Annotated in this window: 12 protein-coding genes; 7 read left to right on the plus strand and 5 right to left on the minus strand. The window is 71.3% G+C overall.

Translation table 11 applies throughout. The features are described 5' to 3' along the window. The first annotated feature begins 55 nt into the window (after positions 1-55). Genes E1295_RS34050 through E1295_RS34060 form a run of 3 tightly spaced genes read left to right on the plus strand, consistent with a single transcriptional unit; the run spans position 56 to position 2891 of the window. Complete coding sequence (locus E1295_RS34050; RefSeq protein WP_132636971.1) at positions 56-562, plus strand: MauE/DoxX family redox-associated membrane protein; 507 nt, start codon at positions 56-58, stop codon at positions 560-562. Next, complete coding sequence (locus tag E1295_RS34055; RefSeq protein WP_132636973.1) at positions 562-1083, plus strand: TlpA family protein disulfide reductase; 522 nt, start codon at positions 562-564, stop codon at positions 1081-1083. Before E1295_RS34050 ends, E1295_RS34055 begins: the two co-directional genes overlap by 1 nt. After that, on the plus strand, positions 1080-2891 hold the full coding sequence (locus E1295_RS34060; RefSeq protein ID WP_132636975.1) for an ABC transporter ATP-binding protein: 1812 nt from the start codon (positions 1080-1082) through the stop codon (positions 2889-2891). Before E1295_RS34055 ends, E1295_RS34060 begins: the two co-directional genes overlap by 4 nt. Before the next feature lie 410 nt (positions 2892-3301). Here E1295_RS34060 and E1295_RS34065 read toward each other — a convergent pair whose 3' ends face one another. The 3 genes from E1295_RS34065 to E1295_RS34075 all read right to left on the minus strand — a co-directional run bounded on the left by E1295_RS34065 (position 3302) and on the right by E1295_RS34075 (position 4984). Next, entirely contained in the window at positions 3302-4069 is a 768-nt protein-coding gene (locus E1295_RS34065; RefSeq protein ID WP_166427535.1) for an AfsR/SARP family transcriptional regulator, read from the minus strand. A 151-nt stretch (positions 4070-4220) separates the two neighbouring features. Then, entirely contained in the window at positions 4221-4400 is a 180-nt protein-coding gene (locus E1295_RS34070) for a hypothetical protein (RefSeq protein ID WP_132338190.1), read from the minus strand. A 146-nt stretch (positions 4401-4546) separates the two neighbouring features. Then, positions 4547-4984 carry a CoA-binding protein gene (locus E1295_RS34075; RefSeq protein ID WP_132636979.1) on the minus strand — a complete coding sequence of 146 codons (438 nt, stop codon included), beginning with the start codon at positions 4982-4984 and terminating at the stop codon, positions 4547-4549. Between the two features lie 14 nt (positions 4985-4998). Here E1295_RS34075 and E1295_RS34080 point away from each other — a divergent pair, with 14 nt between their 5' ends. Continuing rightward, positions 4999-5208: a hypothetical protein gene (locus E1295_RS34080; protein ID WP_132636981.1), complete on the plus strand. Its 210-nt coding sequence runs from the start codon at positions 4999-5001 to the stop codon at positions 5206-5208. Positions 5209-5308: 100 nt separating this feature from the next. On the opposite strand, the gene E1295_RS34085 is transcribed toward E1295_RS34080, so the two are convergent. Beyond that, positions 5309-7597, minus strand: coding sequence for a polysaccharide lyase 8 family protein (locus E1295_RS34085; RefSeq protein WP_132636983.1), 2289 nt, complete (start codon positions 7595-7597; stop codon positions 5309-5311). Positions 7598-7796: 199 nt separating this feature from the next. After that, positions 7797-8489 (minus strand): TetR/AcrR family transcriptional regulator C-terminal domain-containing protein, encoded by a 693-nt coding sequence (locus tag E1295_RS34090; RefSeq protein ID WP_246080685.1) that lies wholly within the window; start codon positions 8487-8489, stop codon positions 7797-7799. Positions 8490-8568: 79 nt separating this feature from the next. Here E1295_RS34090 and E1295_RS49790 point away from each other — a divergent pair, with 79 nt between their 5' ends. From E1295_RS49790 to E1295_RS34105, 3 genes are all read left to right on the plus strand, one after another. Further along, positions 8569-9012, plus strand: coding sequence for a hypothetical protein (locus tag E1295_RS49790; protein ID WP_181958091.1), 444 nt, complete (start codon positions 8569-8571; stop codon positions 9010-9012). After that, the gene (locus E1295_RS34100) at positions 9009-9560 is read left to right on the plus strand and encodes a nitroreductase family deazaflavin-dependent oxidoreductase (protein ID WP_132636985.1); all 552 of its coding nucleotides are present in this window, start codon (positions 9009-9011) and stop codon (positions 9558-9560) included. Before E1295_RS49790 ends, E1295_RS34100 begins: the two co-directional genes overlap by 4 nt. 147 nt (positions 9561-9707) lie before the next feature. Continuing rightward, on the plus strand, positions 9708-10055 hold the full coding sequence (locus E1295_RS34105) for a ribosomal maturation YjgA family protein (RefSeq protein ID WP_132636987.1): 348 nt from the start codon (positions 9708-9710) through the stop codon (positions 10053-10055). Positions 10056-10104 lie beyond the last annotated feature (49 nt).

Here is a 10104-nt window from a genome sequence, read left to right on the forward strand (position 1 = left end):
CGGCGCGCTAGAGACGCGCTAGAGGAACCGGAGACCCTTGACCATCGTGGGTCTCTTGCTCGTCGCATGTCAGGTTCTGCTGGGGGTCGTCTTCGCGGTCTCCGCCTTCACCAAACTCCGTAACGGTGCGGCCGTACGGTCGTTCGCGGCGTCCTTGGTGATGCTGCCTGAGGGGTTGCGCCTGCCGGCCGCCGGTGCGGTGGCGGTCGGCGAGGCGGTGGCGGTCGTCCTCATGGTGGTCCCGCAGGCGGGGCTAACGCTGAGCGCGATCCTGCTCGCCGGGTTCACCGTGGTGATCGGCGTCTCGATCCGTCAGGGCGTACGCGCGCCGTGCCGCTGCTTCGGCTTCTCCGCGACCCCGCTCGGACGGGTGCACCTGGTCCGCAACTCCCTGCTGCTGCTCGTCGTGGCGCTGGGCGGCACGGGACTCATCTACTCCGGCGGTCCGCCGGCGGCCGCCGGGCTGGCGGTCGCGGTGCCGGCCGGGCTGGCGGGAGCGATCATGCTGATCGCCTTCGACGACATCGCTGGGTTGTTCATGGAAACACGGGGGAGTGTGTGATGCCGTACCTGGTCGCCGCGGTCGTGCTGATCGGGCTGCTGTGCATGGTGAATCTGCTGCTGACCGTGGGGGTGATCCGCCGCCTCCGTCAGCAGGGCGGACGACAGGACCTGTCCGGCCCGCCGGCCGGCGGAGGACTCGCGCAGGGTGACGACGTGCCGGAGTTCGCGGCCATGACGACGGACGGTGAGCCGATCTCGGGGGAACTGCTCGGCGGGCCCGCCATGGTCGGCTTCTTCTCGGTGGGGTGCAAGCCGTGCGAGGACCTGCTGCCCCAGTTCGTCGAGCGGGCACGGCGTACGCCCGACGAGGTGCTCGCCGTGGTCACCGCGACCTCCGGCGATGACCCCGCGCCGTACGTCGAGCGACTCTCGCAGGTGGCGAGGGTCATCTCCGAGGATCCGCAGGGGCCCGTCCAGACGGCCTTCAAGATCGTCGGCTACCCGACCGTCGTGCTCGTCGGCGCGGACGGAACGGTGGTCGACAGCGATCACGCGCTGCCCGCCGCCAGCGGCGCATGACAACGATCGCCCGGGTCGCCGCGGGGACCGCCATCAGGACGGCTCCGGGCCTGATGTCCCTCTACGTCCTGGTGATGCTGGCCGAGGCGGTCCTGCCGATCGCCGTGGCCTGGCTGACCAAGATGGTCGTCGACACCCTGGCCGGCGACGGGCCGGCGACGGGTCTGACGGCCCTGGCGCTGGGCCTCGCGGGCGCGGGGGTGCTCGTGGCCGCCCTGCCTCAGGTCAGCCAGTATCTCGGCAGCCAGATCGGCCGGCTGTTCACCACCCACACCACCGCCGAGCTGTTCACCGCGACCTTGCGCTTCGCGAGCCTGCGGCCGTACGAGGATCCCGAGTTCCACGACCGGCTGCGGCTGGCGCAGAACAGCCTGCAGACGGGGCAGGGCATCATCACCGGGTCGTTCAGGATCATCCAGTCGTCGGTCACCCTCGTGGGGATGGTCGGATCGCTGCTGGTGATCAGCCCCGTCCTGACCGGCATCGTGCTGGCCACGGGAGGGCCCGCGCTGGTGGCGCAGCTGCGCCTGTCCCGTCGCCGGGCGGCGATGTTGTGGGACATCGGCCCGGCCGAGCGGCGCCAGCTGTTCTACGGCGACCTGCTCGGCACGGTCGAGGCGGCCAAGGAGATCCGGCTCTTCGGCAGCGGCGGGTTCCTGCGCGACCGCATGATGAGCGAGTTGCGCACGGCCAACGACGCCCGCCGCCGGATGGATCTCCGTGAGTTGTCCGTCGAGGGCCTGCTGACCCTCCTCGCCGCGGTGGTGGCCGGCGGCGGGCTGGTGTGGGCGGTCGTCGCGGCCGGTTCCGGCGCGCTGAGTGTCGGCGACGTGTCCCTGCTGATCGCCGCCGTCGCCGCCGTCCAGAACGCGCTCAACGGGCTGGTGTCCGGCATCGCCGGGCTCCACCAGGACCTGATCATGTTCGGCCACTACGTGACGGTGGTGCGGACCGGTCCCGACCTGCCGGTCCCCGCCGAGTCCGCGCCGCTCCCGGAGCTGCGCCACGGCATCCGGCTCACCGACGTCTGGTTCCGCTACAGCGACGACCATCCGTGGATCCTGCGCGGCCTCAACCTGTTCATCCCGGCCGGCGCGGCGGTCGCCGTCGTCGGCCTGAACGGCGCCGGCAAGAGCACCCTGGTCAAGCTGCTCTGCCGCTTCTACGATCCGCAGCGCGGCAGCATCACCTGGGACGGCGTGGACATCCGCGACGTCCGTCCCGAGGATCTGCGGCGCCGGATCAGCGGCGTCTTCCAGGACCACATGACGTACGACATGACCGCCGCCGACAACATCTCCCTCGGCCACGTCGCCGCCCGCGAGGACCGGACCCGCGTGGAGGCGGCGGCTCAGCGGGCGGGTGTCCACGGCACGCTCTCCTCCTTGCCGCGCGGCTACGACACCCTGCTCACGCGGGTCTTCTTCAGCGAGGAGGACAAGGGCGACCCGGAGACCGGCGTCGTGCTCTCGGGCGGTCAGTGGCAGCGCACGGCCCTGGCCCGCGCGATGTTCCGCGGCCGCCGCGACCTCATGGTCCTGGACGAGCCGTCGGCCGGGCTGGATCCCGAGGCCGAGGCCGACGTCCACGCCAGGACGCGCCGCCAGGGCGACGGCGCCACCACTCTGCTCATCTCGCACCGGCTCAACACCGTCCGCGACGCGGACCTGATCGTCGTGATCGAGAACGGCGTCGTCGTCGAGTCCGGCACCCATACCCGGCTCATGGCCGCCGCGGGCGGCTACGCCCGGTTGTTCCGGCTGCAGGCCAGCGGCTACCAGGAGCCCGAGGGGGCGGGGGTCTCATGACGGAGGCGGTGCCCATCCGGGCACGGCCTCCCTCATGTGTGCTGACACGCCGGAAGCCGCTCCTCCTCAAGTGAGCGGAGGACTCTTGACATCCTCCCGGCCCTGAAGGACCGGGATTCCAGCCAGTCGCCGACTGGCCTTCCTGCTTCACCGCCGGTCGCCCGCCCGGGAAAGGGAACTCTCGTTGAGGTCTTACACCAGCTCCACAGGCGTTTCACCTCTCCGCAAGCCCTGCGGCGAGGGTGCTTCTGATCATTCGTCCGGTGGCTTGGTCATCACCACCGTCGAACATACTACCGAACCGTGCGATGTCGTGCGGCGTTTTGACGCCGGTTCGCCTGGCGGCGAATCGGCTGCCCCTGTCCTGCTCCGCAGGGGTCCGATTCCTCCCCCGTCTGAAGGCGGGGGTTTCATCGGAGGTATCCGATGACGAGAACGCCGTCGCCCTGGAGGATCTCCTGATGTTGCCGGCGTAGTGCGTCGGCCGGCTCGATGCCGAGCTCCGAGCCGAGGATGTGGCGCAGCCGGCGGTAGGCGGCGAGGGCCTCGGCGCGGCGGCCGCGGCCGGCGAGCGCCCGCAGCAACATCGCCCAGGAGGCCTCGCGGAAAGGATGGGCCTCGACGAGCCGCTCCAGCTCGGGGATGACCCGGTTGTGGTGGCCGAGCCGTAGCTCGGCCTCGACGCACAGCTCGCGGGCGGTCAGATGAAGCTCGTCCAGGCGGCGCCGCTCGTCGCGCACGATCTCGACGTCGATCTCCGGCAGCAGGGGGCCGCGCGATATCGCGAGCGCCTCCCGCAACGATCTGACCGCCGCGTCCGCCTCGCCCTCCGTCAAGGCGTCCGCCCCCTCGGCGACGGCCGACTCGAACCTCCTGACGTCGACCGCCCGGTCAGGCACGATCAGGGTGTAGCCGTTCCCGACGGTGGCCAGGGTCACGCCGTCGGCGGCGAGCGGGCCCAGAGCGCGCCGCAGGCGGTACACGTACGTCTGCACGCTCGCCTTCGCCGTGGCAGGCGGCTCGTCCTGCCACAGCTCGGCCATCAGCCGGTCAAGGGTGACGACCTCGCCCGGACGCAGAATGAGAACGGCCAGCACAGCCTGCTGCTTGGCGGCCCGGACGGCGATCGTCCTGCCGCCGCCGTCCGCCACCGTCAGACGTCCCAGCAATGTGAACATCGCTCCACCTCCGACCGGAATCATGGTCGGTGGCGGTATGTTCCGGGTATGACGCAAGTATGCCTGCCCGTCACGCCGGGCGGCCCCGGATCAACCGGGCGGCCATGGCGCGACAGGCAGGCACGGAGAAGGGTTCACCTCGGCCAGGAGATCAGCAGCCGTTCTCGCTGATGATCTCGTACTTCGTGCAGCTCCCGTCACAGCAGTGGGCACGGAGCCTGATGGGGTAGATGCACTTGTAGATGTAGTAACACTCCACCGCAGCGGCGCTTTCCTGCGGGACGATCATCGCCAGCAGCCGGTCGCTGAGTCTTCCCAGCACAGACGTCATACTTATTCCTCACGGTGTAGGGGTGTCGGCCGGCTCCGCCCGCCGCACGCGGGTGGAGACCACACGAAGATCAAGCTTCACCGACAGCCCTAGCCCGTCGATCGCGTGCCGCTAGCGCGCCGAGGGCGCCCGCGACCGCAGGACCACTACTGGAGCCCGGAGCGTACGGACGTGATGCGCTGTGTGTTGATGCCGAGCCAGTGCATCCGGCCGACGTAGCGCGCGTGCTCGACCTTGATGCAGAGATCCTTGATCACCGTCACGCCGCCCTCCTCGGCGATCCAGGCGCCTTCCTCGTTGATCACGCCGAACTGGCACCACAGGGCGCCGGCGCCGATCGCCACGGCGTCACGCGCGATGCCGGGCAGCGCGTCCGGCGCGCGGAAGACGTTCACGATGTCCACCGGCACGGGCACCTCCGGCAGGCTCGCGTAGCTGGTCCGCCCGAGAATCTCCTTCTCCCGGGGATTGACCGGGATCACCCGGTAGCCGTGCCGCTTGAGGTAGTAGCCGACGAAGTAGCTGGCCCGCAGCTCGTTGCCGGACAGCCCCACGATCGCGATCGTCCCGGCGGTGTGGAGCACGCGCGCTCGAACTGATGCTCGTACGGGCCGGCGGGGAGCCGGCGCAGCCGGTCTTCCCCGGCAACGACCTCGACAAGGCGGCCTGCACCTGGAGCACCGGCACCGCGGGCGTGGTGTCGTTCCTGCGCCGCCTCGACCGTCGCTCGGGGGCACGCCTGTGGACGGCGGACTGGCGGCTGCCGGAACCGGCCGCCCACGCGGCGCGGGGTCCGTACCCGGACTGACCCGGTCGCGCCCGCACCGCGGTGCGGGCGCGACCGGCCTTCTGGGCACGACCGGCCCTTCATACGCGCACCCCCACGCAGTGCGGGCGCGACCGGGCCCTCAGACGCGCACCACAGCGGTCTTGGCGTGCCCACGGCTGCGCCCGAGCTCCACCTTGACCGCCTTCTTGGCCCTGCGTACGCCGCGGTCGCCGTCCTTCAGCGACTTCACCGCCCAGGGCAGCGTGATCTTCACCTCGTCGGCGGTCCTGGACGGGTCGGAGACCGCCAGCCGTACCTGGTCCTTGTCGCGGCGGACCACCAGCGTGCACGGGCCGTCGGCGCGCAGCGGCCCGTCGGCGGTCTCGACGGTCCCCGCGCGCCAGAAGACGGCGGCGAGCAGGCCGTCACGGGAGATGGCCTGCGCGGCTCCCGAGTTGGCGAGAATCTTGACCTGCCCGGCGTAGGCCGCGGTCTGCGCGACCGTCGCGCCGGGCAGCACGGCGTAGGCGTAACGCTTCTTGCGCGGATCGACGCCGTGGTCCACGACGATCGTCGTGTAGTGCCTGGTGACGCGGGTCTTGTCGCCTCCCGTGGTGGCGCCCTTGTCGATGTCGCGCCAGCGGCCGGTGCGCTTCTCGCGGATCACCTTCGCGTCGGCGCCGTCGAGCAGCGCGTAGCCGGCCACGCCGGACAGGTGGAGCCAGCCGCCGCCCCGGCACAGCGGCGGATGCCGGTCGTGGGTGTTGCGGTTCTCCACGACGGTCTCGACGCGGCGCCCGTCGGAGGCGGTGATCCCGGCGCCCAGCGCGATCACCGCGTCATCGAGCAGGAACCAGGCTTTCTTGGCCCGCAGTGAGGAGCCGTCGGCGACCAGCTTCATGGCCGCGGCACCGTACTCGCCGTCCAGCGCCACCCCGCCCGCCCAGGGGGTCGGTGGCAGGCGGGGCTCGCCGTGCCGGAGGTCGGCGCGTTTGCGGCGGTCGACCGTCGTGCCGGGCAGCCGGTACGGGTCGATCGTCGGCCACAGCTCGTCGTTCCAGTGCGTGAGGTCACCGGTGTAGAGGTAGGTCATGCCGTCGCCGGTGTACCAGCCGTGCAGGTTCTCCCGGTTCATCGCCTCGGCCGCGCCGATACGCTCCGAGCTCATCGCGATCGCGAACGCCCACATGGGGCGGCGGTGCACGACCCGGTCCATGTCGGCGAAGACGTACGTGCCCGTCGTACGCGCCCCGACCGGCACCGACGGGTCCGCCAGCAGGGCGTTGGCCTTCGCGACGCTCGCCAGCGGCGCGAGCGTGTCGTACGGGATGGCCTGGTTGCGGGTGAGCCAGCCCTTCACCAGCGGCTTCCAGCGCCGGGCGTGGCTCTCGGGCGCCGCCTCCAGCAGAGTGAGGACGGCCTCCACCACCGCCTGCCCCGCGTGGTAGTCGCGGTGGCCCTGACGTGAGACGGCCCGGCCGCGTACGCAGTCCATCATCAGCCCGTCGAACACGAACGGCACGAACGAACGGTCCACGATGTCGTAGACGTTGCCGATGCCGCGGATCTCCCACGGCGACTGCGCGAGCATGGCGATCAGCTTGGCGACGCTCTCCAGGTAGTCCACGCCGTAGCTGCCGTTGTAGGGGTAGACGTCGTGCTGGATGAACGACCCGTCACGGTAGAAGCCGTCGCCGCGGCCCTTGGTCGTCCGCAGCAGGTCGGAGACCGCGTCCTTGGCCCGCTTGACGAGGCGCGCGTCGTGGGTGAGCAGCCCGCGCATCGCCACCGCCATGGCCTTGCCCGCCCGGTTGGCGCCGGTCTCCACGACGCCCGGGTGACTGACGCGGCGCTCCGGGTCCGGGCACCAGCGGCGCAACGGACGCAGCCAGCGCTTGAGGCGGTCCTCCGGCAGGCCGTCGTACAGCAGGGCGCAGGTGTCGGTCAGCGCGCGCGGCACGCCGATCTCCCACCAGAACCAGTTGCTGCCCCGCCGGTCGAGGTCCTCGTTGTAGGCGTGCTCGTACAGGAAGTCGAGCGCCCTGGCGGCGGTCTCGGCGACCTCCCGGTTGCCGTGCATGGCGGTGCCCGGCGTGGCCCAGCCGAGCGCCAGGGTGCGCATGCGGTTGTAGGCGCGGTTGAAGTTGCCGGTACGGGGGTCGTCGAGCGGCAGGTCGGGCCAGAGGCTCGGGCGGCCGGGGGCGAACTTCATCTTGCGCAGCACCGCGTGGGCCGAGCCTTCGACGGCCCGCGTCTTGTCGGCGTAGGCGGGGTCGTACGATCCGCCGGCCAGCAGGCTCACCCACCGCTCGCGCGCGACGTCGAACGCGGCGCGCCCGGTCGCCTCGGCTGGTGTGTCCCAGAGAGCGACGCCGGCCACGCCCGCGGCGCCCAGCAGTGCGGACCGCCGGCTGAGGGGGTGGGACATGGAGACCTTTCCGACAGGCGTGCACATACCAAAGGAAAGATCCTATATCGCGAGGCGGGGGGCGTTTCGGGTTAGCGCCGGGTTCGCGTCCGGGTCTCGTCCGGGTCGGGTCCGGGTCGGGTCCAGCTCAGCGCCGCGTTCGCGTCCGGGTTCGCGAAGGGGGCAGGGAAGGTGCCGCGGGGTCGGGCTCCCGGGCAGGTCACGGTGCGGCGAAGCCGCGCAACATGGCCTCCAGCGCGAAGCCGAAACGGGGGTCCGAATCGTCGCGCCCGCCCGCCCCGTCCGGCTGGGCCCGGGTGGCCTCGGCGAGGAGCGGAGTCTCTCGCAGGTCGGGGTCGGGGATCGCCTGCAGCCGGTCGGCCGGCGCGTGCCGGTCACGCCCGCCGGCGGCCAGGATGACGACGTGGCCGACGACGAAGCCGGTCACCGCGTACAACATGTCCAGGGCCCGCTCGGGCGGCAGCCCCGCCGCCCGCAGGATGCGCAGCGCCTCCTCCATGAGACGCAGGTTGCGCGGAGTGATCGCGGGCCGGCCGGCCACCAGCGGGACGACGTCCGGGTGCGCCAGCAGCACGCGCCTCAGCGTGCAGGCGTATTCGCGCAGGCCCTCCTGCCACGAGGAGGCCTCGGCCAGCGGCGGCGCCGCCTGCGTGAAGAGCTGCTCGACCAGGCCGTCCAGCAGGGCCTCCTTGCCGCCCACGTGCTGGTAGAGGGACATCGCCTCGACCCCGAGCTCCTGCGCGATGCGGCGCATGGACAACGCCTTGAGCCCTTCGCGGTCGGCCAGGTCCAGGGCCGCCTGAAGGATCGCCTGGCGGGTCAGCCCGGCGTTCTGGCCGCGGGTGCGCTTGGGAATCCGGGTGCTCTTCGACGACATGGTGGCCCTTCTCACAGCACCGATTCTTACGTCATAAGTATAGTGGGGCCGTAGCAAACATACGCCGTAAGAATCATGAAGGAAGGACACGGACATGAACGCACCGGCCACGCGACACCACAAACGAGGAGCCCTCACCTGGATGTACGGCGGCGCCGCACTCACGCTGATCGCCACCCTCTCCGCCTTCGTCTACCGGGCCGGCCTCGCCGGTCACGTCCAGGCGGGTTACCCGGCCTACGGGCCGGCGGAGATCGACGCCGCCGTCACCGCCTACACGGTGATCCTGTCCGTCATCGGCGCGATGGGCCTGCTGGGCTGGCTCGGCACCGTGTGGGCGACCCGCGCCGGCAAGGGCTGGGCCCGCTGGCTGGCGTCCGGCATGCTCGCCGTCGCGGCCTGCGTCGCGGTCTCGGCCCTGACCATCCAGGACATCAACGGCGAGGTCGGTCTGGCGCCGCTGCTGGGCTGGCTGCAGGTCCTCCCCTGCGTGGCCGGTCTCGCGGCGGTCGTGCTGCTGTGGAGAAGGCCGGCATGAGTACGCGGCGGCGCGGTTCCCGGTCCGCCGGACTCGCCGTCGTGCGCGGGATCTCGGCGTTCAAACGCTGGTCGTACCGGGGCGACCGGCCCAACACGTTCATGCGGCTGGTGAACCGGCTGGACGCGGTGTTGTACCGGTTCGGGTGGTCGGCACCGCGTCAGGGCGCCGTTCTCACGGTGGTGGGACGGCGCAGCGGAAAACCCACTCCGGTGCCCGTCGCGATCGCCCAGCACGAAGGCGCCGGATACCTCGTGTCCATGCTCGGGCCGGACGCGAACTGGGTGCGCAACGTCCGCGCGGCGGGCGGCCAGGCCGTGTTGTTACGCCGGGGGCGCGAGATCCCGGTCACGCTGGAGGAGATCCCACCCGAGCACCGTGCCGAGATCCTGCGTCGTTACCTCGCGATCGCGCCCGGTGCGAGACCTCACCTGGGTCTCCAGCCGACGGCGCCACTGGAACGGTTCCGCCGGATCGCCCATCGCCATCCCGTCTTCCGGATCGTCGAGACCCGGTTCCGGCCTGGGGGTCGGCGAAGAACTCGATGACGGCCTCGGCGCGAAGCCCGTTGGGTCTCCGGCGAAGTGGCCGGTGTCCAGCCCGCCGTGCGGGTGCCGGCGCGGCGACTCGCCGCCTCCGCCATGTGACGGTGGGGGAAAGCCAAGGGAGGACAGCCGCGGCGCTACCGTGATCGCATGCCCCGCCTGCTCGTTCTCTGCGCCGCCGCCCTGACGGTCGCCGCCGGACTGGGGGTGCGCGCGCTGTTCGACGGCCTCGTGCCGAAATACGCGGGCGACGCCCTCTACACCGTGCTGATCTACACGCTCGTGATCCTGGTCCGTCCCCGGTTGAGGCCCTGGGTGGCGGCGGTGTCGTCGGCAGGCGCGAGCTGGCTGATCGAGTTCGCCCAGCTCTGGACGATCCCGGCCGTGCTGCGTCCCCTGCTGGGCAGCACGTTCAACCCGCCCGACCTCTTCTGGTACGCGACCGGCGCCGCGGCGGCCTGGACCGCGCACACACTCTGGCTACGCAGGACCGCCTGACTACCCGTTCAGACACCGCCGGCCGGCATCAAGAACCGCTCCCACCCCC

This window comes from Nonomuraea mesophila, from assembly GCF_004352805.1.
GTDB lineage: Bacteria > Actinomycetota > Actinomycetes > Streptosporangiales > Streptosporangiaceae > Nonomuraea > Nonomuraea longispora.

Bases quoted from the DNA above. Each gene is read 5' to 3' on its own strand.
- E1295_RS34105 (WP_132636987.1), top strand. From the start codon at position 9,708: ATGCCCCGCCTGCTCGTTCTCTGCGCCGCCGCCCTGACGGTCGCCGCC.
- E1295_RS34065 (WP_166427535.1), bottom strand. From the start codon at position 4,069: ATGTTCACATTGCTGGGACGTCTGACGGTGGCGGACGGCGGCGGCAGG.
- E1295_RS34060 (WP_132636975.1), top strand. From the start codon at position 1,080: ATGACAACGATCGCCCGGGTCGCCGCGGGGACCGCCATCAGGACGGCT.
- E1295_RS34100 (WP_132636985.1), top strand. From the start codon at position 9,009: ATGAGTACGCGGCGGCGCGGTTCCCGGTCCGCCGGACTCGCCGTCGTG.
- E1295_RS34070 (WP_132338190.1), bottom strand. From the start codon at position 4,400: ATGACGTCTGTGCTGGGAAGACTCAGCGACCGGCTGCTGGCGATGATC.
- E1295_RS34080 (WP_132636981.1), top strand. From the start codon at position 4,999: ATGCTCGTACGGGCCGGCGGGGAGCCGGCGCAGCCGGTCTTCCCCGGC.
- E1295_RS34055 (WP_132636973.1), top strand. From the start codon at position 562: ATGCCGTACCTGGTCGCCGCGGTCGTGCTGATCGGGCTGCTGTGCATG.
- E1295_RS34085 (WP_132636983.1), bottom strand. From the start codon at position 7,597: ATGTCCCACCCCCTCAGCCGGCGGTCCGCACTGCTGGGCGCCGCGGGC.
- E1295_RS49790 (WP_181958091.1), top strand. From the start codon at position 8,569: ATGAACGCACCGGCCACGCGACACCACAAACGAGGAGCCCTCACCTGG.